The organism is Rhizobium sp. Leaf341 (assembly GCF_001424325.1).
Classification (GTDB): domain Bacteria; phylum Pseudomonadota; class Alphaproteobacteria; order Rhizobiales; family Rhizobiaceae; genus Ferranicluibacter.
Map to the genome: position 1 here is coordinate 1050304 of NZ_LMPE01000003.1, position 25444 is coordinate 1075747.

General features: G+C 64.3%; 18 protein-coding genes and 1 pseudogene. 3 read left to right on the top strand and 16 right to left on the bottom strand.

Annotation, left to right across the window (positions count from 1 at the left end):
• Nucleotides 1–43 precede the first annotated feature (43 nt).
• Entirely contained in the window at nucleotides 44–553 is a 510-nt protein-coding gene (locus ASG03_RS06560) for a MarR family transcriptional regulator (RefSeq protein ID WP_082475600.1), read from the bottom strand.
• A gap of 301 nt (nucleotides 554–854) precedes the next feature.
• Nucleotides 855–1268 (bottom strand): hypothetical protein, encoded by a 414-nt coding sequence (locus ASG03_RS06565; protein ID WP_062692951.1) that lies wholly within the window; start codon nucleotides 1266–1268, stop codon nucleotides 855–857.
• 112 nt (nucleotides 1269–1380) lie between these two features.
• On the opposite strand from ASG03_RS06565, the gene polA reads away from it, so the two are divergent.
• The gene (gene polA, locus ASG03_RS06570; RefSeq protein ID WP_062692952.1) at nucleotides 1381–4392 is read left to right on the top strand and encodes a DNA polymerase I; all 3012 of its coding nucleotides are present in this window, start codon (nucleotides 1381–1383) and stop codon (nucleotides 4390–4392) included.
• A 134-nt stretch (nucleotides 4393–4526) separates the two neighbouring features.
• Here polA and ASG03_RS06575 read toward each other — a convergent pair whose 3' ends face one another.
• The 4 genes and pseudogenes from ASG03_RS06575 to dut all read right to left on the bottom strand — a co-directional run bounded on the left by ASG03_RS06575 (nucleotide 4527) and on the right by dut (nucleotide 10516).
• Nucleotides 4527–5153 (bottom strand): TetR family transcriptional regulator, encoded by a 627-nt coding sequence (locus ASG03_RS06575; RefSeq protein WP_062692953.1) that lies wholly within the window; start codon nucleotides 5151–5153, stop codon nucleotides 4527–4529.
• 70 nt (nucleotides 5154–5223) lie between these two features.
• The gene (locus tag ASG03_RS06580) at nucleotides 5224–8373 is read right to left on the bottom strand and encodes an efflux RND transporter permease subunit (RefSeq protein WP_062692954.1); all 3150 of its coding nucleotides are present in this window, start codon (nucleotides 8371–8373) and stop codon (nucleotides 5224–5226) included.
• A gap of 240 nt (nucleotides 8374–8613) precedes the next feature.
• Nucleotides 8614–9807: pseudogene (locus tag ASG03_RS06585) on the bottom strand (efflux RND transporter periplasmic adaptor subunit); the annotation flags it as partial.
• A gap of 244 nt (nucleotides 9808–10051) precedes the next feature.
• Nucleotides 10052–10516, bottom strand: a complete 465-nt coding sequence (gene dut / locus ASG03_RS06590) for a dUTP diphosphatase (protein WP_062471503.1) — start codon at nucleotides 10514–10516, stop codon at nucleotides 10052–10054.
• 111 nt (nucleotides 10517–10627) lie between these two features.
• On the opposite strand from dut, the gene ASG03_RS06595 reads away from it, so the two are divergent.
• On the top strand, nucleotides 10628–12211 hold the full coding sequence (locus ASG03_RS06595) for a peptide chain release factor 3 (protein WP_062471506.1): 1584 nt from the start codon (nucleotides 10628–10630) through the stop codon (nucleotides 12209–12211).
• Nucleotides 12212–12242: 31 nt separating this feature from the next.
• Here the strand turns inward: ASG03_RS06595 and otsA are convergent, their stop codons facing one another.
• The 9 genes from otsA to ASG03_RS06640 form a co-directional block, all read right to left on the bottom strand.
• Nucleotides 12243–13616, bottom strand: coding sequence for an alpha,alpha-trehalose-phosphate synthase (UDP-forming) (otsA, locus tag ASG03_RS06600; RefSeq protein ID WP_062471509.1), 1374 nt, complete (start codon nucleotides 13614–13616; stop codon nucleotides 12243–12245).
• 103 nt (nucleotides 13617–13719) lie between these two features.
• Nucleotides 13720–14553: a trehalose-phosphatase gene (gene otsB / locus ASG03_RS06605; RefSeq protein WP_082475561.1), complete on the bottom strand. Its 834-nt coding sequence runs from the start codon at nucleotides 14551–14553 to the stop codon at nucleotides 13720–13722.
• Between the two features lie 69 nt (nucleotides 14554–14622).
• Nucleotides 14623–15246, bottom strand: a complete 624-nt coding sequence (locus ASG03_RS06610; RefSeq protein WP_244475190.1) for an HAD-IA family hydrolase — start codon at nucleotides 15244–15246, stop codon at nucleotides 14623–14625.
• Nucleotides 15247–15529: 283 nt separating this feature from the next.
• On the bottom strand, nucleotides 15530–15934 hold the full coding sequence (locus ASG03_RS06615; RefSeq protein ID WP_062471512.1) for a GFA family protein: 405 nt from the start codon (nucleotides 15932–15934) through the stop codon (nucleotides 15530–15532).
• A gap of 440 nt (nucleotides 15935–16374) precedes the next feature.
• Complete coding sequence (gene iolB / locus ASG03_RS06620; protein WP_062692955.1) at nucleotides 16375–17175, bottom strand: 5-deoxy-glucuronate isomerase; 801 nt, start codon at nucleotides 17173–17175, stop codon at nucleotides 16375–16377.
• A gap of 24 nt (nucleotides 17176–17199) precedes the next feature.
• Nucleotides 17200–18102, bottom strand: coding sequence for a myo-inosose-2 dehydratase (iolE, locus tag ASG03_RS06625; protein WP_062692956.1), 903 nt, complete (start codon nucleotides 18100–18102; stop codon nucleotides 17200–17202).
• 46 nt (nucleotides 18103–18148) lie between these two features.
• Nucleotides 18149–20050: a 3D-(3,5/4)-trihydroxycyclohexane-1,2-dione acylhydrolase (decyclizing) gene (iolD, locus tag ASG03_RS06630; RefSeq protein ID WP_082475563.1), complete on the bottom strand. Its 1902-nt coding sequence runs from the start codon at nucleotides 20048–20050 to the stop codon at nucleotides 18149–18151.
• 90 nt (nucleotides 20051–20140) lie between these two features.
• Nucleotides 20141–22069, bottom strand: a complete 1929-nt coding sequence (locus ASG03_RS06635; RefSeq protein WP_062693080.1) for a bifunctional 5-dehydro-2-deoxygluconokinase/5-dehydro-2-deoxyphosphogluconate aldolase — start codon at nucleotides 22067–22069, stop codon at nucleotides 20141–20143.
• A 104-nt stretch (nucleotides 22070–22173) separates the two neighbouring features.
• Nucleotides 22174–23064: a MurR/RpiR family transcriptional regulator gene (locus ASG03_RS06640; protein WP_062693081.1), complete on the bottom strand. Its 891-nt coding sequence runs from the start codon at nucleotides 23062–23064 to the stop codon at nucleotides 22174–22176.
• A gap of 241 nt (nucleotides 23065–23305) precedes the next feature.
• Between ASG03_RS06640 and ASG03_RS06645 the strand changes: the two genes are divergently transcribed.
• Nucleotides 23306–24118, top strand: coding sequence for a class II glutamine amidotransferase (locus tag ASG03_RS06645; RefSeq protein ID WP_062471521.1), 813 nt, complete (start codon nucleotides 23306–23308; stop codon nucleotides 24116–24118).
• Here the strand turns inward: ASG03_RS06645 and coaBC are convergent.
• Nucleotides 24104–25366, bottom strand: a complete 1263-nt coding sequence (gene coaBC, locus ASG03_RS06650; RefSeq protein ID WP_062692957.1) for a bifunctional phosphopantothenoylcysteine decarboxylase/phosphopantothenate--cysteine ligase CoaBC — start codon at nucleotides 25364–25366, stop codon at nucleotides 24104–24106. The genes ASG03_RS06645 and coaBC overlap by 15 nt on opposite strands.
• Nucleotides 25367–25444: the final 78 nt, after the last annotated feature.

Genomic DNA, 25444 nt, shown 5'->3' on the forward strand with positions numbered 1-25444 from the left:
GCGCGACCCTACTCAAAAATTCCCGAATGGGAAGACCCGCGCCTCATTTCGAGCTTTTGCCAGGCGTGTCCCGGCCGTCCTCCGTCTCCGGCGCGCGCGCGCATGCCTCGTGGGCATCCCGCTGAGGTTGGGGGGCATTGGCGATGGCCATGCGCATGTATTCGAGCATCAGGGCGCGCTCGAAGCGTCGGAAGCCGACGAAGAGTGCATCGTCCGCCGCCTTTGCAGCTGCCATCGCGTCGCCTTCGAGCGCCCGCCCCCGGTCGGTCAGAAAGATCTGCTGCGCCCGCCGGTCGCCCGGATGCGGACGCCGCACGATCAGCCCATCGCGCTCCATGCGCGCGAGCGTGTTGGCAAGCGTCGCCTGCTCGGCATCCAGCCGGTCGAGCAGCTGGAGCTGGGTCAGACCATCCGCGGTCCACAATTCTGCAAGAACCGGAAACTGCCCCGGCGCAAAGCCGAGCGTTCGGCCCCTCTCCTGCAGCTGGCGGGAGAAGCGTCTGGCCAGCAGGCCAGCGAGATAGGTGGCGGACTCCATGCGGTCGTAGGCCATGATCATCGGTACGCCTGCAAAGGGACGGTGACAAGATCGCAGCGACGGGCGGCAGTGGCCCGCCGAGGTCAAACTGAAGATACCATCACGGGCTAAAATAGAAAAACCGCCATGGCGGAGGCGGGCCATGACGGTTTTTGATGATGGACAAAGGCCCGGAGAGGGGGGTTAGGCCTTTGTCCTTGCATCTGGGTTCGGCGGGGGACAGGCCTTGACCAGATGACGGCGCTTGACGCTGCCGTTGACCTGGATTTGTGGGTCCGAATGTGGCTTTTCAAGGGAAGCCCCGGGCGAAGCCTGATTACAAATTGGTAAGGTTTGAACCTGCGTCATTGCGTTTGGGATGCGAGCGACGGCTCTGCCAGAACAGGACCATGTTGACGGCCGCCATTCCGAGCGTCATCAACACCACGAACCTTGCCATCTGCGACAACGCTTCGTCGTTCCCCGGCGTTGCGATCAAGACGACGAAGACGGCCTGGAGACCCGAGGCCAGAAGCTGGAACTCGAGATGCGTCAGCAGGCTCCGGCTTTCGTCCTTCGCCTCCGGAAAAAATGTTCTCACCCCCCGCATGGCCAGCAGAAACATCGGTACCAGAACCATCTTCCGGGCGATATCGACAGGTCCGTCGTTCATCGAGATGGCCAGGAGTCCGACAAGACTCATCAGCAGGAAAGGAACCGCATAGGCTCGAGCGATCGCTGTCTTGCTCATCCGTCCCTCGTTTCCATTTCGTCCGGCACCATCATCAAGCACCCTGGAAAGATTGTCGACCTTGCCCGCGTAGAATGGACCTTTCGCGCCCGCCGCGCTATCCCTTCTCTCCATGAAAAAAGGCGATCATCTCTTCCTCGTGGACGGCTCCGGCTTCATCTTCCGGGCCTTCCACGCCATTCCCCCGCTCAACCGCAAATCGGACGGCCTGCCGGTCAATGCGGTGTCGGGCTTCTGCAACATGCTGTGGAAGCTTCTGACCGATGCCCGCGACACCTCGGTCGGCGTCACGCCGACGCATTTCGCCGTCATTTTCGACTATTCTTCCAAGACGTTCCGCAACGATCTCTATGACAAGTACAAGGCCAACCGCACGGCGCCGCCGGAAGACCTGATCCCGCAATTCGGACTGATCCGCCACGCGACGCGGGCTTTCAACCTGCCCTGCATCGAGATGGAAGGCTACGAGGCCGACGATCTGATCGCCACCTATGCCCGCATGGCGGAAGAGGCCGGCGGCGACGTGACCATCGTGTCCTCCGACAAGGATCTGATGCAGCTGCTGACGCCCTGCGTATCCATGTATGACAGCATGAAGGACAAGCAGATCGGCATTCCCGAGGTCATCGAGAAATGGGGGGTGCCTCCCGAGAAGATGATCGACCTGCAGGCGCTGACGGGCGATTCGACCGACAATGTACCGGGCATTCCGGGCATTGGGCCAAAGACGGCGGCGCAATTGCTGGAAGCCTTTGGCGATCTCGATACGCTGCTTGCCCGCGCCGGCGAGATCAAGCAGGTCAAGCGCCGTGAAACCATCATCGCCAATGCCGATCTCGCCCGCCTGTCGCGCGAACTCGTGACCCTCAAGACCGATGTCCCCGTCGACATGCCGCTCGACGCGCTCGACCTGCATCCGCAGGATGGGCCAAAGCTGGTCGCCTTCCTCAAGGCCATGGAGTTCACCTCACTCACCCGCCGCGTGGCAGCGGCAACCAACACCGATGCAGAAGCGGTGACGGCTGCGCAGGTTCCCGTCGAAGGCGGTGCGAAGGCGCACGGCCCGGATCTCGATCCGGGCGAGGCCGCGGTCCCACCTTCCGCCCAGGGCGCCCAGAACGCCCACGAGACCGCGGAAGACGCCGCGAAAATCCTCAGCCAGGCGCCCATCCTTCCCGTTGAGAGCGGCACAACGCCACAGGGGCTGGCGCAGGCCCGCGCCGACGCCTTTGCCACCGCCCCCATCGATCGGTCGACCTATGTGACGATCCGCGATGCCGCAACGCTCGAAAGCTGGATCGCGGCCGCCCGCGAGGCAGGACTCGTCGGCTTCGACACGGAAACGAATTCGCTCGATGCCATGCGCGCCGATCTCGTCGGCTTCTCGCTTGCCATCGCCGACAACAGCCGCGACCCCTCGGGCACCGCCATCCGCGCAGCCTATGTGCCGCTCCTCCACAAGAGCGGCGTCGGCGATCTCCTCGGCGGTGGGCTGGTGGAAAACCAGATCCCGAGCGGACAGGCGATCGATCTCCTGAAATCGCTGCTCGAGGATCCCGCCGTTCTCGTGGTCGCGCAGAACCTGAAATACGACTATCTCGTCATGAAGCGGCACGGCGTCGAAATCGCCCGCTTCGACGATACCATGCTGATGTCCTACATCTCGGATGCCGGTGCGAACGCCCACGGCATGGATGCCCTGTCGGAACGCTGGCTCGGACACCAGCCGATCCCCTTCAAGGACGTGGCCGGCAGCGGCAAGTCGATGGTGACGTTCGACTATGTCGACATCGACCGAGCGACCGCCTATGCCGCCGAGGACGCGGACGTGACGCTGCGCCTCTGGCACGTTCTCAAGCCCCGGCTTGCGGCCAAGAAGCTCATGCGCGTCTATGAAAGGCTGGAGCGGCCGCTGGTGCCGGTGCTCGCGCGCATGGAGGAGCGCGGGATCTCCATCGACCGGCAGATCCTGTCGCGGCTGTCTGGCGAACTTGCCCAGGGCGCGGCGCGGCTGGAGGCCGAAATCCACGAGCTGGCCGGAGAAAGCTTCAATATCGGCTCGCCCAAGCAGCTCGGCGACATTCTCTTTGGCAAGATGGGCCTGCCCGGCGCATCGAAAACGAAGACGGGACAGTGGTCGACGTCGGCACAGGTGCTGGAAGATCTTGCCCTTTCAGGCCATGACCTACCACGGCGCATCGTCGATTGGCGGCAGCTGACCAAGCTCAAATCCACCTATACGGACGCCCTGCCCGGCTTCGTGCATCCGGACACGAAGCGCGTCCATACCTCCTACGCGCTGGCCGCCACCACCACAGGCCGGCTGTCCTCGTCGGAACCCAACCTCCAGAACATCCCGATCCGCACAGCCGAAGGTCGAAAGATCCGCACGGCTTTCATCTCGACGCCGGGCCACAAGCTGATTTCGGCCGACTACAGCCAGATCGAGCTCAGGGTGCTTGCCCATGTGGCGGATATCCCGCAGCTCCGACAGGCTTTTGCCGAGGGGATCGACATCCATGCTATGACGGCGTCCGAAATGTTCGGCGTGCCGGTCGAGGGCATGCCGAGCGAGATCCGTCGGCGGGCGAAAGCCATCAATTTCGGTATCATCTACGGCATTTCCGCCTTCGGCCTCGCCAATCAGCTCTCCATCGAGCGCTCCGAGGCCGGCGACTACATCAAGCGCTATTTCGAGCGCTTCCCCGGCATCCGCGACTATATGGATGCGACCAAAGCGTTCGCGCGCGAGAATGGCTATGTCGAGACCATTTTCGGCCGCCGAGCGCACTATCCTGACATCCGCTCGTCCAACCCGTCGGTGCGCGCCTTCAACGAACGCGCGGCCATCAACGCTCCGATCCAGGGCTCGGCCGCCGACGTTATCCGCCGGGCGATGGTGCAGATGGAGCCGGCGCTGGAGGCCGCAAAACTCGCCGACCGCTGCCGCATGCTGCTGCAGGTCCATGACGAACTGATCTTCGAGGTGGAGGAGGCCGAGATCGACAAGGCCATCCCGCTGATCGTGTCGACCATGGAAAATGCCGCCATGCCGGCGCTCGACATGCGCGTGCCGCTGAAAGTGGACGCCCGCGCCGCGCACAACTGGGACGAAGCACACTGAGGACGACAGATCTCGCGTGACGGCTATGCGGGACGGCGCAGGAAAATCCTGACGGTCGGTCGTGCGTTTCGATCGCCCCGCCTTCTAGCGATCGCGGGGCATCTGTCGTCGGCGGAAGCTGGCGACACCCCTGGTTACGTCACCGGTGCGTCCCCGCGTCGAAAACAGCCGAAGAGCCGGGACAGGCCCTGGCGGCCGTCTTCGGCGAGGTCGAAGCGACGGCCGAACAGGAGCCATTCGCTGCAGAGGCCCTTGATCATCCAGCGGAGCGCCCGTGCAGCGCTCGATGGCGTCCAGGCGCTGCTGAGCGTGCCGCGGGCTGCGGCCCGGGAAAAGGCATCCTCCAGAAACCGCGTGTGTTCGTCGTCGATCTCCTGCTGGCGGCCGAGGACGGGGGCAAGATCGCTCGTATAGTCGCAGCGCAGGAGAATGGTGAGGATGCGCTGGCGCTGCTCGTCCTCAGCCATCACATCCAGCCAGTCGCCGGCGACCGCCTCGATATGGGCAAGAATGTCGATGCCGGCATTCTCGATCTCCCCCCGGAGCAGTTCCTCGTCGGGCAAGGGCACGGCCTTGTAGAGTTCGAGAAAAATATCGGCCTTGTTCTGGAAATGCCAGTAGATCGCGCCGCGGGTAACCCCGGCGGCCGAGGCGACATGCTCGAGCGTCGCGTTGGAAACGCCCTTCTCATAGAACACGTACTCCGCCGCCGTCAGGATTCGGTTGCGCGTTTCCTCCGCCTTCGCCTTCGTCCGTCGCATGGTCTGTCTCACGCCTCCCGCAGGGCTTCGACGCTGGCTCCGCCCGGCTGACGACGGGCGGACACCGCGATCACTCGGCCGGGGTGTGGCCGGGAGCCGCCGCCGGCGTGGTGCGATCGGTCTTTCTCTTGCCGCGCTGGAAGATCTTCATCACGAAGACGAAGAACACCGGCACGAAGAAGATCGCGAGGATGGTCGCCGAGATCATGCCGCCGAGAACACCGGTGCCGATCGCATTCTGGCTCGCCGCCGATGCACCACTGGCGATCGCGAGAGGCACGACGCCGAGGGTGAAGGCGAGCGAGGTCATGAGGATCGGCCGGAAGCGCAGATGCGCCGCCTCGATCGTCGCGTCCATCAGCGACTTGCCCGCCTCCATCTGCTCCTTGGCGAACTCGATGATCAGGATCGCGTTCTTGGCCGAGAGGCCCATGATCGTGATCAGGCCCACCTTGAAATAGACGTCGTTGGACATGTCGCGCAGCGCGATGGCGATGACGGCGCCGATAATCCCGAGCGGCACCACGAGCATGACCGAGATCGGAATCGACCAGCTTTCGTAGAGCGCGGCGAGGCAGAGGAAGATCAGGAGGCAGGACAGGCCGATCAGAAGCGGAGCCTGCGATCCCGACTGGATTTCCTCACGCGACTGGCCGGACCACTCATAGGCAAAGCCGGACGGCAATTCGCCCATCAACCGCTCCATCTCCGTGATCGCCTCGCCGGAGGAATGGCCGGGCGTCGCCTGGCCCGAGATCCGGATGGACGGATAGCCGTTGTAACCAACGGTCTGCGCCGGCCCCATCTGCCATTCGATCGAGGAGAAGGCCGACAAAGGCACCATACCGCCATTGGTGTTGCGGACGTTGAGCGTCAGCAGGTCGGACGGCTTGGTGCGCTTGGCCACGTCGGCCTGCACCGTTACACGCTGCAGACGGCCCGAATTCGGGAAGTCGTTGACATAGGTAGAGCCGAGATTGGTCGAGATCGTCGCGTTGATGTCGGCAAAGGCGACACCGAACGTGTTGGCCTTCTCGCGGTCCACGATCAGGTTCAGCTGGGCGACGTCCGGCAGGCCATCGACGCGGACGCCGGCCAGGATCGGGCTCTGCGCGGCAAGACCGAGCAGCTGGTCGCGGGCGGCGGCGAGGGCCGTGTCGCCCTGGCCTGCACGGTCCTGAAGCCGGAATTCGAAGCCGTTGCTGGTGCCGAGCCCCTGGATCGGCGGCGGTGACAGCGCAAAGGCGATCGCGTCGCGGATCTGGCTGAAAGCGATCGAGGCGCGCATGGCGATCGATGCCGCGGCATCGTCCGGTCCACGCTCCGCCCAGTCCTTCAGGGTGATGAAGGCGAGAGCGGCATTCTGGCCGGAGCCCGAGAAGGAGAAACCGTTGACGGCGATGATGCGATCGACGGCGCCTTCCTTCCCGAAGAAGCTTTCGACCTGCTGGATGACCTCGGTCGTCCGATTGGCCGTGGCTTCCGATGGCAGCTGCATGGAGACGATAATGTAGCCCTGGTCTTCGTTCGGCAGGAAGGCCGAGGGAAGCCGCATGAACAGGTAGCCCATGGCGGCGACGATCACGAGATAGACGAGGATGAAGCGGCCCGTGCGCTGGATCAGCCAGCCGACCCAGGTGCTGTAACGGTGCGAGGTACGATCGAAACCCCGGTTGAACAGGCCGAAAAAGCCGCGCTTCTTCTGGTGCTGGCCCTTCGGGATCTGCTTCAGGAAGCTGCCGGCCAGAGCCGGGGTCAGCGAGAGCGCCAGGAACGCGGAGAACAGGATCGAGGTCACCATGGTCAGCGAGAACTGCTGGTAGATGACGCCGACCGAGCCCGGGAAGAAGGCCATGGGAATGAACACGGCGGACAGAACGAGCGTGATGCCGATGACGGCACCGGTGATCTGGCCCATCGCCTTGCGGGTGGCCTCCTTGGGCGTCAGCCCCTCCTCCGTCATAATGCGCTCGACGTTTTCCACGACGATAATGGCGTCGTCGACGAGAATGCCGATCGCCAGCACCATGGCGAACATGGTGAGCACGTTGATGGAGAAGCCCGCGACATACATGACGGCGCAGGTGCCGAGCAGGGCGACCGGCACGACGATCGTGGGGATGAGCGTGTAGCGGAAGTTCTGCAGGAACAGGAACATCACGAGGAAGACGAGCGCCATCGCCTCCAGCAGCGTATGGATCACCTTCTCGATCGAGACCTCGACGAAGGGCGCGGTGTTGTAGGGAATGGAATATTCGACGCCCGTCGGGAAATAGCCTTTCAGCTCCTCCATCCGCTCTTCGATCAGCGTCGCGGTGTTGAGCGCGTTGCCGGTCGGGGTCAGCTGCACCGCAATGGCGGCCGATGGCTTGCCGTTGAGGCGGGTCGAGGTGTCATAGCTCTGGCCACCAACCTCGATACGCGCAACGTCGCGTAGGCGTACGGCGGACCCGTCGGGATTGGCACGCAGCACGATCGCGCCGAACTCTTCCGGCGTGGACAGCTGGCCCTTGACGAGAACCGGGGCGGAGACCTGCTGGGTGATCGGGTTGGGCTGGGCGCCGATGGAGCCGGCTGCGATTTGGGCGTTCTGCGCCTGGATGGCGCTTGTCACGTCGCCGGCCGTGAGGTTGAGGCCGACCATCTTGTCCGGGTCGATCCAGACGCGCATGGAGCGCTCGGAGGAGAACAGCTGGGCCTGGCCGACGCCCTCGATACGCTGGATTTCGTTCAGGACGTTGCGGCTGAGATAGTCCCCGAGGCCGATCGCGTCCATCGACCCGTCGGTGGAGGTGAGCGAGATGATGAGGAGGAAGCCCGAGCCGGCTTCATCGACCTGAATGCCTTGCTGCGTCACGGCATCCGGCAGCCGCGGCTCGACGCGACGGACACGGTTCTGCACGTCCACGGCCGCGTCGCCCGGATCGGTTCCGGGCGCGAAGGTGACGTTGATGGATACAGCGCCGGCGGCGTTCGACGTAGACTCGAAATACTGGAGCCCTTCGATGCCGTTCAGCTCGTTTTCGATCAGCTGCGTCACGCCCTGATACGTCTCGGTGGAAGAGGCGCCGGGATAGGTGGCGGAGATGCTGATCTGCGGCGGCGCCACGCTCGGATACTGCGCGATGGGCAGAAAGGGGATCGCGATGATCCCTGCAATCATGATGAAGAGGGCGACGACCCAGGCGAAGATGGGCCGGTCGATGAAGAAACTGGGCATGGACCGTCCTTAATTCGCTTGTGCGGGCTGTGCGCCGCCGTTGCCGGCACCGTTGTCAGCACCCTTGCCAGTGTCTTTGCCGGTGTTTTTGCCAGCGTCTGCGCCTGCATCGTCGCCGGTCTGCGCCGCAGCCGGTGCGGCACCACCTTCGGGAACTGCGGGCTTGTCAGCGGAGGCCGCCGGGGTGCCCGACTGTTCTCCGCCGGCCGGGTTGGTGCCGGATTGGTTGGTGCCGGCCGGCGCGCCTTCCGGCGCGGTGGGAGCAGCCGCGGCGCCAGCATCGGGCTTCGGTGGTGCCGGGTTCCAGTCGACGACCTTGACGGGTGCGCCTGGGCCAACCTTCTGGAAGCCCTCGACGATGATCTTCTCGTCGGCCTTCAGGCCGTTGGAAATGACCCAGCGGTCGCCGACGACCCGGCTCGTCGTGACGGGACGGATCTCGACCTTGCTCTCGGGATTGACGACGTAGACGAGCGCCTTGCCGGCAGTGTCGCGCTGGATGGCCTGCTGCGGCACGGCGATCGCATGGCGCTCGATGCCCTGCTGGATGAGCCCGCGCACATACATGCCCGGCAGGAGATCGCCGTTCGGGTTGGCTAACTCGCCGCGAAGGGTGATCTGGCCGGTGGTTTCGTCGACGGCCGCTTCCGAAAACAGCAGTCGGCCCTTTTCCGGATAGGGCGTTCCGTCGTCCAGCACCAGCTGAGCGGCCGCCTCGTTGGCATTGGTCATCAGCTGGCCGTCCTGCAGCGCCTTGCGCAGACGGATGACGTCGGTCGCGGTCTGGGTAAAGTCCGCATAGACAGGGTCGAGCTGTTGGATCGTCGCCAGATTCTCCGTGCCGTTCTGCGTGACGAGCGCACCCTCGGTGATCAACGCGCGACCGATGCGGCCGGTGATCGGGGCGGTCACATTGGTGTATTGCAGGTTGAGGCGGGCCGATGCAACGCCAGCCTCGGCGATCGCCACATCGGCATCGGCCTGCGCGAGCAAAGCGACCGCGTCATCGAAGTTCTGCTGCGTCGCGACGTTCGACTTGCGCAACTGCTCCTGGCGTCCGGCGGTGTTGCGCGCCTGCGTCTGGGCGGCGCGTGCGCGGGCAAGCGTCGCCTCGGCGCTGTCCACCTGCACCTGGAAGGGCTTCGGGTCGATGCGGTAGAGCACGTCGCCCTGCTGGACCGTGGTGCCTTGCTCGAACACACGCTCGACCACGATGCCGGAGACCCGCGGACGGACTTCCGCCGTGCGGGTAGCGGCGATCCGGCCGGGCAGCTCGTTGGTGATCGGCAGCTCCTCCGTCTTGGTGGTGATGACCGCGACTTCGGAGGGCGGCCGCTGCGGCTGTCCTTCCGCTTTGGTCTCCTCCTGCTGGCAGGCACTCAGGAAAGCCGCGCCGATGAGAAGGGCGGCGAGCGTCAGGCGATTGGTCCGCATAGGAAGGTCCCACGAAAAGAGCCGGCGCGCGGACGATGTCTTCAAAAGAGATCGTAGCGTCGGCCGGAAGACATGAAGTCGGACGGCAACCCTGACCAGGTTCACGGCGGGTCACGCGTTATACAAACACGACTGTATGTATGCGTACCGAGAGCGTCAAGATGATGCGGCGCACAATTCCGTGAAACCTTGCAGAGCGCGGGCTTTCCCCACCCACCTGAGGAAAGCGCGGGGGGACACCTCGCTAAAGACCGGTCGACCCGAAACCGCCATCCCTGCGCGCCGTCAGCGAAAGCGCAGTCGCCTCCCGGACGCGGGCCTGCGTCACCGGCGCGACCACCATCTGCGCGATGCGCATGTCGCGCACCACGGTGAAGGGCTCGCTCCCGTGATTGATCAGCAGCACCTTCACCTCCCCGCGATAGTCGCTGTCGATCGTTCCCGGCGTGTTCAGGCAGGTAACACCATTCTTGAAGGCGAGGCCCGAGCGCGGCCGAACCTGCCCCTCAAACCCATCCGGGATCTCGAAGACGAAGCCGGTCGGCACCAGCGCGCGCTCCCCCGGACCGATCACCAGCGCTTTGTCCACGCTCACGGCAGCGCGCAGGTCCATGCCGGCCGCCCCCGGGCTCTCATAGGCCGGCAGCGCCAGTCCCGCGCCATGGGGAAGACGGATCAGGGCAAGAACGGGCGTCGAGAGGTCGGGCATGGGCAACTCCTTTACGAAGCCTGATACGGGAGCAGAGCAAGGGATCGACGGCGTCAATTGCATATCGGCCGCCATATCGCTAGATAAGCCTTCCAAAACAGGACACTTCCCATGGCTGAAACGCTCGCCGATGCGGTCTCCCGCCGCCGAACCTTTGCGATCATCGCGCACCCCGACGCGGGCAAGACGACGCTGACCGAAAAGCTCCTGCTGTTCGGCGGCGCGATTCAGCTGGCCGGCGAGGTCAAGGCCAAGAAGGACCGGATCCAGACCCGGTCCGACTGGATGAAGATCGAGCGCGAGCGCGGCATCTCGGTCGTGACCTCGGTAATGACGTTCGAATATGACGGTAACGTCTTCAATATCCTCGACACGCCCGGCCACGAGGATTTTGCCGACGACACCTATCGCACCCTGACGGCGGTGGATGCCGCCGTGATGGTGATCGATGCCGCCAAGGGCATCGAGCCGCGGACGCTGAAGCTGTTCGAGGTCTGCCGCATGCGCGACATCCCGATCATCACCTTCATCAACAAGATGGACCGGGAAAGCCGGGATCCCTTCGAGATCCTCGACGAGGTCGAAGAAAAGCTCGCGCTTGATACGGCGCCGATCACGTGGCCGATCGGCCGGTCGAAGACCTTCTGCGGCTCCTATTATCTGGCGGAAAACACGGTGCGCGGCGCAGACACGCAGGTCGAGGCGCTGAAGGTCAACGGTCCGCAGGCGGTGGCCGACCGGTTGCCTGAAAACGAACGCGCCGCCTTCATCGAGGAAACGGAGCTTGCCATCGAGGCCTGTCGTCCGTTCGACCGGCAGGCCTTCCTCGAAGGCCACATGACACCGGTCTTCTTCGGCTCCGCGTTGCGCAATTACGGCGTGCGCGACCTTATCAATGCGCTGGGCGCCATGGCGCCGCCGCCGCGCGATCAGGTGGCGGATATCCGCACGGTGCATGCCAACGAGGACAAGATGACGGCCTTTGTCTTCAAGATCCAGGCCAACATGGACCCGAACCATCGCGACCGCATCGCCTTTGCGCGCATCTGTTCCGGCAAGCTGGAACGCGGCATGAAGGCGCGGCTTGCCCGCACCGGTAAGCAGCTCGGCCTCACCGCACCGCAGTTCTTTTTCGCTTCGCAGCGCCAGCTGGCCGATACGGCCTATGCCGGCGACGTGGTCGGCATTCCCAACCACGGGACGCTGCGCATCGGCGATACGCTGACGGAAGGCGAACCGCTGGTGTTCCAGGGCGTTCCGAACTTCTCGCCGGAAATCCTGCGCCGCGTGCGGCTGGAGGATGCCATGAAGGCCAAGAAGCTCAAGGAAGCGCTACAGCAGATGGCTGAAGAAGGTGTCGTGCAACTGTTTTCTCCCGAAGATGGCTCCCCGGCCATCGTCGGTGTCGTCGGCGCGCTGCAGCTCGATGTGTTGAAGGAGCGTCTCCAGGGCGAGTACGGCCTGCCCGTCTCGTTCGACATGGCCCGCTTCTCGATCTGCCGGTGGGTGTCCTCCGATGTCCCTGGCGAACTCGACCGCTTCATCACCGCACGGCGCGGCGATATCGCCCGCGACCTCGATGGAGACCCGGTCTTCCTCGCTCAGGACGGTTTTTCGCTGAATTACGAAGCGGAGCGCTGGAAGGCGATCAAGATGGTTGCGATCAAGGAATATCACGTCGCCAAGGCGGCGTGATATCTCGGTCGGATGTGTTCTTGGACGCTGATCAGGCGACGAGATCCTTGAGGAAATCGTCGCACCAGCGCACCACGTCGTGCTCGTTCAGATAATCCATCATCCGGCCCCACCGCTCCTGCCGCTCGGGAAGCGGCATGGACAGCCCCCGCGCGATGGCATTGGCTGTGCCCTCGATGTCATAGGGATTGACGAGCAGCGCCCCGTCCAGCTCGCGGGCCGCACCGGCGAAACGCGAGAGCACAAGCACGCCGGGGTTTTCGGGATCCTGCGCCGCCACATATTCCTTGGCAACGAGGTTCATGCCGTCGCGCAGCGGCGTGACCAGACCAACCTTCGCCATTCGGTAGAGCCCGGCGAGAATCGGCCGTGAAATCGAGCGGTTGATGTAGCGGATCGGCACCCAGTCGACCGTTCCGAGCGCGCCGTTGACGCGTCCGGCCTGTTCGGCCACCGTGCGCTGCATGGCCTCATATTCCGGCACTTCGGAACGGGATTTCGGTGTGACCTGCAGATAGGTTACCTTGCCCTGCTGCCCCGGGCTCGCCTCGATGAAGCGCTCGAAGGCATCGATGCGCTGGGTGATGCCCTTGGAATAATCGAGCCGGTCGACGCCGATGATCAGGTCGCGCCCTTCGATGCTGGCGGCCGCCTTCTTCACCATGACATGAGACGCACTCTTGCGGGCGAAGGTTGCGAAAGCCTTCGTCTCGATGCCGATGCCATAGGTGCCGCCCTTGAAGATCCGGCCATGCGCACTGTAGCGGCCGGGGCTGATCTCGTTGCCGATGCCCTCGCGGCGCAGGCCGCCGGCGAAGTTCTCGAGATCGTGGTCGGTCTGAAAGCCGATCAGGTCGTAATGCGAGAGGCCACGCATGATCTCCTCATGCACCGGCATGGCGAAGAGCACGTCGGCTGGCGGCCACGGGATATGGAGGAAGAAGCCGATGCGGTTCTGAATGCCCATCTGGCGCAGTTCGGCCGCCAGCGGGATCAGGTGATAGTCGTGAATCCAGATGACATCATCCGGCTCCAGCAGCGGCGCCAGCCGATGGGCGAAGAAGCGGTTGACGCGAAAGTATCCGGCCATCTCCTTGCGGCCGTATTCAGCGAGATCCAGCCGATAGTGGCAGATCGGCCAGAGCACGCGGTTGGCGAATCCGAAATAATATTCGTCGACGTCCTTGTCGGTGAGATCGGTAAGCGCATAGGTGATCTTGCCGCGATCCTTGAGGTCGAGGGGAGCCGGCTCCTTCGTGCCGCTGGATTTGCCCGACCAGCCCATCCAGATGCCGCCATGCTCTTCGAGTGCGGCCTGCAGCGCGACGGCAAGACCGCCGGCAGGCGCATCTCCCGATTTTTCCGGTACCGGCACGCGGTTGGACACGACGATGAGACGGCTCAAGATGTCTTCCTTTCAGAATTCTGCTCCGCCAGGGACGCACAGGCGAGCACAGGGCAGGGCAACGTCCGCCCCAAGCCGAAGCCTGTCGCGCAGATGGCGTCGCTCACGGTTTGCTGCCGTGGGCAAGCATCGTCAGGGCGTCCCGAACCGCCTGCGCCGAGCCGATGGTCGCTTGGGCCTGCGTTTCGAAACCCGGCTCGCCGACGCGCAGCGACATGCCGCCGGCGGCGTTGGCCACCTTGAACATGGCCTCGTCGGTAACGTCATCGCCGATCGCCAACGGCTTACGGCCTGAAAAGGGCGATTGCGACAGGAACGTCATGACGGCCGCGCCCTTGCTGGCCGTCGCGGGGCGAAGCTCCACCACCATCTTGCCGAACTGGAGGCCCCAGTCTCCGCCAATGGCGAGCGAAGCGCGTCGCATGACGTGTTCGACATCGGCGCAGCGTTCCGGCGCCAGCCGGTAATGCAGGGCAACGGCGGCACCCTTGTCCTCGAACAGCACGCCCTCCCAGTCCTTGACGGTGCGGGCAAGCTCGTTCTTCAGGGTAACGAAGGCCGGCGTGATCTCCGGCCGGGTAATCGCGCCCGTCTGGTCGCGCAGCTCGGCGCCATGCAGACCGGCAATGGGAAACGTCGCTGGATCGAACAGGACGTCGGCATAATGCAGCGCCCGCCCCGTCACGAGCGCAAGCGCGCCGCCCAGCCGGTTGGAAACGGCCATCAGCGTGGAGGGCAGGTCCGGGGGAACGCGGATCGCGTCCGGCGTTTCCGCCAGATCGACAAGCGTCCCGTCGATATCGAGGAAAAGGGCCCAGTCGTCAGGCTCTGCCGCAAGGCGCCCGAAGGCGTCGGCGACCGCAGGAGACAGCAGCGCCTGCTGCAGGGTCGAGGCGCCCGGATCCTGTCGGAAAAGAGGGTGGCTGTCGTTTGGCATGAGGGTCTAGTTAGGTCGCCACCGCGCGGTGACAACCCTTTGACACCGTGCGGCAACTCGCGCTTCTGATCAGGCCGCCGTCTTTTCGACCAGCATGAGGCGTCCATCCGCGGCGATTTCAACCGAAAGTCCCTCATATCCGGGAAGTTTGAGATGCGTGGTCTCCATGGGATGCTCATGCGTCGTGGTGATCACCGCAACATCCGAGCCGGCGGCTTCGCCGGCCGTCACACCGGCCGGGACATCTTCGAACACGAGGCAATCGGTAGGGTCGAACCCGACGCGCTCGGCGCCCAGTCGGTAGCAATCCGGTGCCGGCTTTCCCTGCGTCACGTCTTCCGCAGTCACAAGAAACTTCGGCGCCGTGATTCCGGCCTTGGCGAGACGCGCTCTGGCAAGCGGCAGTGGCGAGGAGGTGACGATCGCCCAGCGATCCGCGGGCAGCAACTTCAGGAATTCGAGCGCGCCGGGGATCGGCTTCACGCCCTCGACGTCGTCGATCTCCGCCTGCGTGATATAGGCGGCTTCCTTGGCCGGATCGACGCCGGGCAAGTTCAGCTGCGTGATCGTGTCGATGCCACGCTTGCCATGCATGAAAGGCAGGAAGGTCTTGAGATCCAACCCGTGCGCCACGGCCCATTTCCCCCAGACGCGCTCCGCCGCTGCAATCGAATTGAGAAGCGTGCCGTCCATGTCGAAGAGGAAAGCGGAAAAGGGCTTGCCGAGGGTCGGATGCGACGAGAAAGGGGAAGACGCGGCGGACGAGGACACGGGAGAAGCGGAAACGGGAGAAGACAAGAGGAGCATTCCTTTAAGTTTTCGCGCCTTTCGGCGTAGGGACTTCGGCGCAGGGGCCGTTCGGTAGCGGTAACGCGGTGGATCATACCCGGCAGGGCGGGCCGCTTGGGAAAGTCTCCCGGACTTACTCCATAATCCCTGCTTTCGAAATCGATTTCCGGCGGCCGACGTCAGGGCTTCAATCGCCGGCCGTTCCGGGCAAGGCCGAGACGGCGTCCAGCCAAGGCGCTGCGGAGGCGCACCAGATCTGGCGGGTCGGAGCGAGATCGCGCCGCTGGCGGATGGTGCCCCAGCGGATGGCGATCTCCTGCGCCGCCTCGCCTTCGCCGGTCGTGAAGATCGGGGAGCCGCAGTCGGAACAGAACATCTGCAGTCTGCGGTTCCCGTTGTCCGCTGTCTTCACATAGGTTTTCGGTGACCCTTTCGTCAGCCGGAAATGGTCGCTGGGGAGCGAGACGCTGACCCGATAGGCCGTGCCCGTCAATTGCTGGCAGTCGGTGCAGTGGCAGACCGAAACGGCATCGGGATCGACCTCCGCTTCAAAGCTGATCTGTCCGCAGTGGCACGCACCATCGATCTTCATATCGATCCTCCTTTTGCTTGCGCGAAACGTCGTTGCTTGGAACTGAACCTGTTCCGGCGCAAAATGATCCGCTCCAGCGAGGACGCCGCCTCATATGCCTTTTCAAGCCGGGAGATAATTGCCGTTCTCCCTCTTGCAATGTCAGGGCCTATATCCGCGCCCCGAACCGGCTATGCCATCATCGCTCCGCTCCGTCTCGGATCGATGACAAGGCGTTTCCGCAAGGCGGGATCCGCTCCTTGAGGCGCGGAATGGAGGCAAGCCCAACCGCTTCGGGTCTGCAGAAACGGCCTCCCTCCGAGAGCCTGCAGTCCCTCGCTGAAACGGCTGGAAGGCGCACCGGAAGGTGTCATATCAAAATCGATCCTTGGCGGCAGCTTTCCGTACCCCGTCCGATAACCGATCCGTCAACCTCCGGCGTTTTACGCGCGGAGCCTCTGTCACACGCCGGTGAAAAGCCATTCGTGCTCCTTGGCGTTGTTGAACTTCCACGCCCGCGCCGGCCCTGCCATGACGTTGAGATAATAGAGGTCGTATCCATGGATCGCCGCGACAGGGTGATAGCCTTTCGGCACCAGCACGACATCGCCGTTCTCGACTGCCATGGTCTCGTCTAGCGACCGGTCGTCCGTATAGACGCGCTGCATGGCAAAGCCCTGCGCCGGATTGAGGCGGTGGTAATAGGTTTCTTCCAGGAAGCTTTCGGCCGGCAGGTTGTCCTCGTCGTGCTTGTGCGGCGGATAGGACGAGGTGTGGCCGCCGGGCGTGATGACTTCGACCACCAGCAGTGACTGCGCTGCCTCGTCGTTTTCCGGCATGATGTTGGTGACGTAGCGGGTGTTTGTGCCCTTGCCGCGCGTCATCTGCGGGTGCCGGTCGGGCCGGATGACCTGTGCCTTGAAGCCTTCGCCGCCCGGTGCCGAACAGACGCCGAGCTCGAGATCTGTCGTTGCCGTCACCGTATAGGCGGCGCCCTTCGGCGCATACACCGAAAAGGGTGCACCCTCGAACGGCGTCATCCGTTCGCCGAGTTCGCCAAAATCCTCATCGTCCACCGTCACGCGTGCCTTGCCGGCGACGAGGACGAGGCAGACCTCGCGCTCGCCCGTCCGGCCCGAGACGGCCTCCCCGGCCGCGAGCTTGTGCAGTTGGAAACCGACATAGGTCCAGCCGGCGCTTTCCGGCGTGACGTCGTGGACGAGGCCGGTTTCGGCCCTCGGCTTGACGAGAAGGTTCGGCATGTCGGCTTCCTTTCGGAGAGAGGTTCAGGACCGGTCGAGACCGGCCTCCCGTGCGTAGGCCTTGAGGGATCGGAAGCCCAGCGACTGGTATTCGAACGGAATGCGGATGGCGCTGTCCTGTTCCGCCTCGATGACCAGCCAACCGTCATAGCCATGTTCGGCAGCAATCTTGAGAACGGGCAGGAAATCGACGCCGCCCTCATCATCGCCCGGCACGGTGAAAACGCCGCGGCGCACGCCTTCGAGGAAGGAGAGCCCGTTGTCCTCGACCTCCTTGCGCACCGCACGACGCACGTTCTTCGCGTGGATGTGGCGGACGCGGTGCATGTATTTCCGGGCAAGCTCGGCTGGGTCCGAGCCGCCGAACCAGGCATGGCCGGTGTCGAGCAGCAGCTTGGTTGCCGGTCCGGTCGTCTCCATCAGCCGGTCGATCTCGGGCCCGGTCTGGACGATCGTGCCCATGTGATGGTGATAAACCAGATCGATGCCCTGATCGGCGCAATACTGGGCAATCGCCTCGAGATCGGCGCCGAAGGTTTTCCACTGGTCGTCGGGCAGCACCGGCTTGTCGGCCACAAGCGAGGTCGCGTCATCGCCGTGAATGGCATTGGACGTCTCGCAGACGATGCAGACCTTGCAGCCATTTGCCTTGAGAAGATCAAGATGCGGCTGGATCGCCCGCTTCTCGGCCTCCACATCATGGGTCAGAAGGTTGGTCGAGTGCCAGCCGGAAACGAAGACGAGGCCGTATTCGGCCAGTTTCGCCTTCAGCGCCTGCGGCTCGGTCGGCATCTTGTGACCCTTCTCGATACCGTCGAAGCCGATCTTCTGGCAATCGGACAGGCAGTCTTCGAGCGAGAGATGGGCGCCGATCGTCTGATCGTCGTCGTTGCTCCAGGCGATCGGGTTGGTTCCGTAGCGGATCATGATGTGTCTCTGTGGTGCTTCTTCGTGATGACGGGAGTTAAGGAGATCAGCCGACGCGCTGGGCGGCGAGTGCCCGCTCATAGGCCCGGCGTGCCTGCCCGACGGCATCGCGCTCCGAAACCTCGGGCACGGCCACATCCCACCAGTGGCCACCGGCGTCGGTGGTGATCAGCGGGTCTGTGTCGATGACGATGACGGTTGTCCGGGTTTCGCCCGCGGTTTCGGCCAGCGCTGCTTCCAGTTCGGCGAGCGAGGCGGCCTTGCGCGTCACCGCCCCCATGGCGGCGGCATGGCCGGCGAAATCGATCGCCGGCAGCGCGACATGATGCGTGTCCTGCAGGAGATTGTTGAAGTTCGCACCGCCGGTCGCCATCTGCAGCCGGTTGATGCAGCCATAGCCGGCATTGTCGAGAAGCACGACCGTGAGCTTCGCGCCGAGCATGATGGACGAGGCGATCTCGGCATTCAGCATCATGTAGCTGCCGTCGCCGACCATCACGATGACGTCGCTTTCGGGCTTGGCAAGCTTGACGCCCAGACCGCCCGCTATCTCATAGCCCATGGTCGAGAAGCCGTATTCCATGTGATAGCTGCCGGGCTTTTCGGCGCGCCACAGCTTGTGCAGTTCGCCCGGAAGGCCACCCGCGGCGCAGACCAGCGTCGTGTCGCCCTTTCGGGCCCGCATCACTGCGCCGATCACCTGGGCGTCGGATGGAAGCGTCGCATTGGTGGCGGCGAGCGACGTGTCGGCCGCTGCCTGCCATTCGGTCTTCAGGCTGCCGGCCTTGTCTCCCCAGCCGCTGCCGGCATGGTAGGCCCCCAGCTCTGCCGACAGTTCGGAAAGGCCGATCGCAGCGTCGCAGACGAGCGGCAGGGATTCATGCTTGGCAGCATCGAAGGACTGCACGTTGAGACCGACGATCCTCAGCCCGTCATTTTTGAACAGCGCCCAGGAGCCGGTGGTGAAATCCTGCAGGCGGGTGCCGACCGCCAGCACGAGGTCGGCTTCTTCGGCCAGCACATTGGCCGCCGAGGTGCCGGTCACGCCGACGGAACCCATGTTCATCGGATGGCTGTCCGGCAGCGACGACTTGCCGGCCTGTGTCTCCATCACCGGAATACCGTGCTTTTCGGCAAAGGTCGCGAGCGCCGCGCTCGCCTCGCTGTAGAGCACGCCACCACCGGCAATGATGATCGGCTTCTTCGCCGCCGCGATCGCCGTGGAGGCGGCCAGGCGTTCCTGCGTGTCGGGCCGGAGCCGGCGCGGCAGCCAGACCTTCTCGGCAAAGAAGCTCTCGGGATAATCATAGGCCTCGGCCTGAACGTCCTGGCAGAGCGCCAGCGTTACCGGGCCGCACTCGGAGGGGTCGGTCAGCACCTGCATGGCGCGGCGCAGCGCCGGAATGATCTGTTCGGGACGGGTGATACGGTCGAAATAGCGCGAGACCGGGCGGAAACAGTCATTGACGGTCATGCTGCCGTCGCCGAAATCCTCGATCTGCTGGAGCACCGGGTCGGGCCGGCGATTGGCAAAAACGTCGCCGGGCAGAAGCAAAACGGGCAACCGGTTGACATGGGCAAGGGCTGCCGACGTCACCATGTTGAGCGCGCCAGGGCCGATCGAGGTGGTGCAAGCCATGAAGCGGCGGCGGAAGCTCGCCTTGGCAAAGGCAACGGCGGCATTGGCCATGCCCTGCTCGTTCTGCGCGCGGTAGGTCGGCAGCACGTCCTTGATGCCGTGCAGCGCTTCGCCCATGCCGGCCACGTTGCCATGACCGAAGATCGCGAAGACGCCGCCGAAAATCGGCACGGTCTCGCCGTCGATCACCGTCATCTGCCGCGTCAGGAAGCGCGCGAGCGCCTGCGCCATGGTCAGCCGCACGGTGCCCGGCGATCTCGTCGCCTTGTGAGCGCCGTCGTCCGATGCGATGGGGGCTTGCTGGTTCATGATCTCAAGGTCTCCTCACGCCGCAGGCTGTCTGCCCGCCTGTCCCTGCCGCCCGTTCCGGCGGTCGTTGTCGTCAGCATCGTGGCCTGTTCAGGCCGCTTTCTCGTCGGCGAGGCCGACCCACAGGTCGACCAGCTGGCGGAACCGGTGCGCCATGTCGTCGATCGCCGCGGCATCGTCGATCTCGCCGGCGAGCCACCGGCGCGCCGCCTCCACGAAGATCGTCCGCCCTACGGCAAAGCCGCGAACCTGCCGCGCGGTGCGGGCGGCGGCAAAGCCCTCTTTCAGTGCATCGTAAGACGCTTCGAGACCGAGCAGAACCACGCCACGGCAGAGCGGATCGCGCGTCTCGATGACATCGTCGATGGCGCTCCAGGCGCTGCGGCTTGCCTGCGGCTCCAGCTTCCACCAGTCGGGTTTCAGTCCGGCATCGTAGAGCTCATTGAGCGCCCGCGGGATGGTCGTGTCATCCAGCGGACCGTGCTTGCCGGCGATGATCTCGATCAGGATGTCGCGGCCGACCTTGCGCGCTGCTTCGAAGGCGCTGCGCAGCTTGGCGATCTGCGTCGCCTTGAGATCGGCCGGGTCGTCCGGATGGTAGAAGCTCAGAACCTTGATGCAGTGATCGACCGGCCAGTCGATGAGGCGGCTGCCGAGATCCTGGCTGAACTCGAACTGCAGCGGACGCGAGCCCGGCAGCTCGATCGGCTTTGCCACCCAGAAATCTTTCAATGCACCGGCGGCATAGAGCGCATCCCGGCCGTATTTGTCGTCGATCAGCATGCCGAAACCCGGCCGCCCGTCGGCGATTTTCGCCGCTGCCTTGACCGCGAGAACCTTGAAGGCGGGAATACGGGCGAGCTTGGCGGCGTCGCCGGCGGCCATGTCTTCGAGCTGGCTGCGGTGATCGATGGCCAGCGCCATGAGGCTCGGGATCTCCCGGCGGCGGGTGGTTGCCCAGTGCACGTGGTTGATCGCCGCATCCTTGCGCAGCGCACGCTCCGGGCTTCCGTTCTCGAGGAAGAACTGCAGTTCGGTCCAGGTGGGAATTTCGGGCGCACAAAGGAGGCGCGAGACGGCAAAGGCGCCGCAGGCATTGGCCCAGGTGGCCGATGTCGCGTGGGGTTCTCCGGCAAGCCAGCCACGCAGGAAGCCGGACATGAAGGCATCGCCTGCGCCGAGCACATTGTAGACCTCGATCGGAAAACCCCGGCCGATGATGCCGTCTTCCAGATCGTCCGAAATCGCGCCGTCATAGACGATGCAGCCCATGGGGCCGCGCTTGAGGACGATGGTCGCTGCGGACTGCGCGCGAATGGTCTTCAGGGCAGCGAGAAGGTCGCTTTCGCCGGAGGCGATCAGCACCTCTTCCTCCGTGCCGACAATCAGGTCGCAATCGGCCAGAACCGTCTTCAGATGCGCGGAAACATGGGCGGACGCGATATAGCGGTTGTCGCCCGCGTCGTGCCCGGCCAAGCCCCAGAGGTTCGGACGGTAGTCGATGTCGAAAGCGATCTTGACGCCGTTCGCCTTGGCGATGCGGATCGCCTTGCGTTGCGCGGCATCGGTGTTTTCACGCGAGAAATGCGTGCCGGACACGAGGATTGCGCGGGACGAGCGGATGAAAGCCTCGTCGACATCGTCCTCGCAGAGCGCGTTGTCGGCGCAGTTGTCGCGATAAAAGAGCAGCGGAAAGGAGTGGTCGTTCTCGACGGCGAGAATGGCGAGCGCGGTCAGACGCTCGGGGTCGGTGACGATACCCTTGGTTTCCACACCCTCGCGGGTCAGTTGCTCCACGATGAAGCGGCCCATCTGCTCGCGACCGACGCGGGTCAGAAGCGCCGATTTCAGGCCGAGTCGCGCAGTGCCGACCGCAATGTTGGTCGGGCAACCACCGACCGACTTGGCGAAGCTTGCGACGTCTTCCAGCCGCGTTCCGATCTGCTGACCGTAAAGATCGACCGAGGCGCGACCAATGGTGATGATATCGAGCGGCCGCGCCGCATCCCTCTGGCTGATCCCGGTCAACGTTGCTGTCCTCCCGACGTGCGGCTTGTCGTCTCTTCCTGTCCGAATAGCCGCACATGAAACATAGGTTCCGTCTATCCGTCAATATGGAATTTTCATTCCATATCTGGAACAGGCCATCCGCGCTGGCGCTTCTCCGCCACCGCAACGGTCAGCGCCATGGCGAAAGCCATACTGGCCGAGAGCGACCGAAATCCGGCGTGGTCGGCCTCCACGATCTCGAACCAGATCTTCGAGGATTCGACGAGGGGCGAAAAGGCGCTGTCGGTGAGAGAGACGACCGGAACCTTGCGGCCTGCCAAAAGCCGGGCCTGGTGAATGCTTTCGGACGTATAGGGCGAAAAACTGACCGCGAAGGCGGCGTCGCGGCGTCCGGCCAAGGCGAGGATGTCGTCATCGACACCGGCGGCCGTGCCCACCATCTGGTAGCGGATCTTCAGCTTGCCAAAGGCATAGGCCATATAGCCGGAGATCGGATAGGACCGCCGCTTGGCGATGAGGAAGATGGTGTCGGCCTTCGCCAGGAGATCGACCGCCTGCTCGAAGGCGGCGGGATCGACGGAGCCGGCGATGTTGTCGAGCGACCGGTGGGCCGCGGCCACGAAGCCGTTGAAGATCGCGCCGCTTTCGCCCCGGCTGTGGCCGTTGTCGCCAAGCGCCCGCAAGCGCTCCTCGTAGCCCGGATTGCGCTCCCGCAGGCGGGCGCGAAAGATCTGCTGCAGGCTCGAAAACCCTTCAAAGCCGAAATGCTGGGCAAAGCGGACGAGCGTCGAAGGCTGCACGTCGGCGGCAGCGGCGATGCTGGCAGCCGTTCCGAAAGCGATCTCGTCCGGCTGATCGAGCGCATAGGCGGCGACCTGGCGCAAGCGCTTGGGCAATTGCGTCTTGCGTTCCAGAATGACGGCCTTCAGCGCATCGAAATCCTGCGGCACGCCGGCGCTCGGTAGCGCAGCCTCGGCATCCGGTTTCTCCTGGAGCCCCTCCATCGCGGCATCCGGCGTCATGCTGTCATTCCCGTATTTCTGGGCCCGGTCTCATCGCACGCAGTGTACCGCCTCGACGACGAGAATGATAGAACGTTCGTTCCAGAAGCGGCTGTCACTTAAAGGGCACAGGAGATCGTTAACGCATTTTTACCATCTTTCGCCTGAAGATACCGCAGACATATGGTTAACGCCGTCCCGCCAAGCGATTCGCGTTCCCCGGACAGCCACGGAGTTTCAGCACATGTGCCGATGGGCAGCCTATCGCGGAGAGCCGCTCTATCTGGAGGATCTCGTGTCCTCGCCGGCGCACTCCCTGATCGAGCAGTCCCATTGTGCAACGCGGGCAAAGACCTCCACGAACGGCGACGGCTTCGGCATTGCCTGGTATGGCGACCATCCTGAGCCCGGCCGATACCGCGACATCCTGCCGGCCTGGTCCGACTGCAACCTGAAGAGCATCGCCCGCCAGATCCGCTCACCGCTGTTTCTTGCGCACGTCCGGGCGGCGACCGGCGGCGGCACCCGCCGCGACAACTGCCATCCGTTCGTCAATGGTCGCTGGTCGTTCATGCACAACGGGCAGATCGGCGGTTTCGAGCATCTGCGTCGGCCGATGGAGGCAATGCTGGACGATGCGCTCTACACGGCGCGCACCGGCACCACCGACAGCGAACTCCTGTTTCTGATGGCCCTGCAGTTCGGTTTGGAGCGGGATCCGTTGGGCGCCATGGCCGAAACACTGTCTTTCGTCGAACGGCTGGCAACGCATATGAAGCACGAGGTTCTCGTGCGATTCACCGCCGCCTTTTCCGATGGCGTCGATCTCTACGCCGTGCGCTATGCGTCAGATCGGTTCGCCCCGACACTCTATGCCGCGCCGATGGGTCCGCAAGGCGGCTATTGCCTCGTGTCCGAACCGCTCAACGACGACGACGATGCCTGGGTGGAAATCCCAGACGGCACGGCCGTCGTCATCGGCGAGAACGGGTTCGACATGCGCATCTTCCAGCTCGATCAGGAGATCGAAGCGAAGCGGGCCCTACGCCAGCCGTGAGGCGATGAGGGCCGCCAGCCTGTCGGCCACGGCCTCCTTGTCGAGTTCGGGCCAGGTTTCCTCCCCGTCGCGGCCGATGATGGTGACACGGTTGCGTGTGCCCCCCATGACGCCCCCGGCGACGCCGCTGCCGGCGGAGACGTCGTTGGCGACGATGATATCCGCCCCCTTGCGCGCCAACTTGAGACGCCCGTTCGCGACCGGATCGTCGGTTTCCGCCGCAAAGCCGACGACGATGCGCGGCCGCTCCGCATGGTGCCCGACCGTTTTGAGAATGTCCGGATTTTCCGTCAGCTGCAGCGGCGGCGGCGCTTCGCCGGGCGCTTTCTTGATCTTGCCTCCGGAAACGTCTGCGACCCGCCAGTCGGCAACGGCGGCAACCATGACGGCGGCATCGGCCGGCAAGGCGGCCAGCACCGCATCCCGCATCTCGACCGCCGTCTGGACAGGAACCACGGTGACGCCGGCAGGGTCAGCGATCGTGACCGGACCCGAGACGAGCGTGACGTTGGCTCCAAGGCGGGCGAGCGCCGCCGCGATGGCGTGGCCTTGCCGCCCCGAAGAGCGGTTGGCGATGTAGCGCACCGGATCGATCGGTTCGTGGGTCGGTCCCGAGGTAACGATGGCATGGCGTCCGGAAAGCGGGAGGGTGGTCGGCGCCGCGAGTGGCTGCGAGCCTTCGAGGCAGGACTCCACGGCGGCCACGATCTGCAGCGGTTCGGCCATGCGGCCCTCGCCCCGCTCGCCGCTTTCCGCCATCTCGCCGAGACCGGGGCCGACGAAGGCGATCCCGTCGCCGGCCAAGGTATCGCGATTGCGCCGGGTCGCCGGATGCGACCACATCTTGGGGTTCATGGCGGGCGCCAAGAGGACCGGCCGATCGGTCGCCAGCAGAATGGTGGAGGCAAGATCGTCGGTCATCCCCTGCGCCATCTTCGCCATGATGTTGGCGGTCGCCGGCGCAACGAGCACCAGATCGCACTCCCGCGCCAGCCTGATGTGCCCGACATCCTGCTCATCCTCGCGCGAGAAAAGCTCGGTGAAAACCTTGTCGGCCGACAGAGCGCCGACGGCGAGCGGCGTCACGAAAGCCTGCGCACCGGCCGTCATGACGGGACGGACGCTCGCGCCCCGCTCGCGGAGGCGGCGGATCAGATCGAGGCTCTTATAGGCGGCGATGCCACCGGAGATGATGAGAAGAATGCGCTTGCCCGAGAGGCTGACGGCCGGGGACGTGGATGAAGGCATGAAACCACCGAGACGGCATGATCGATGCGCGACCCTACTGCATGATGCCCGAAATCGAAATCGATTTCGGGCCGCCGC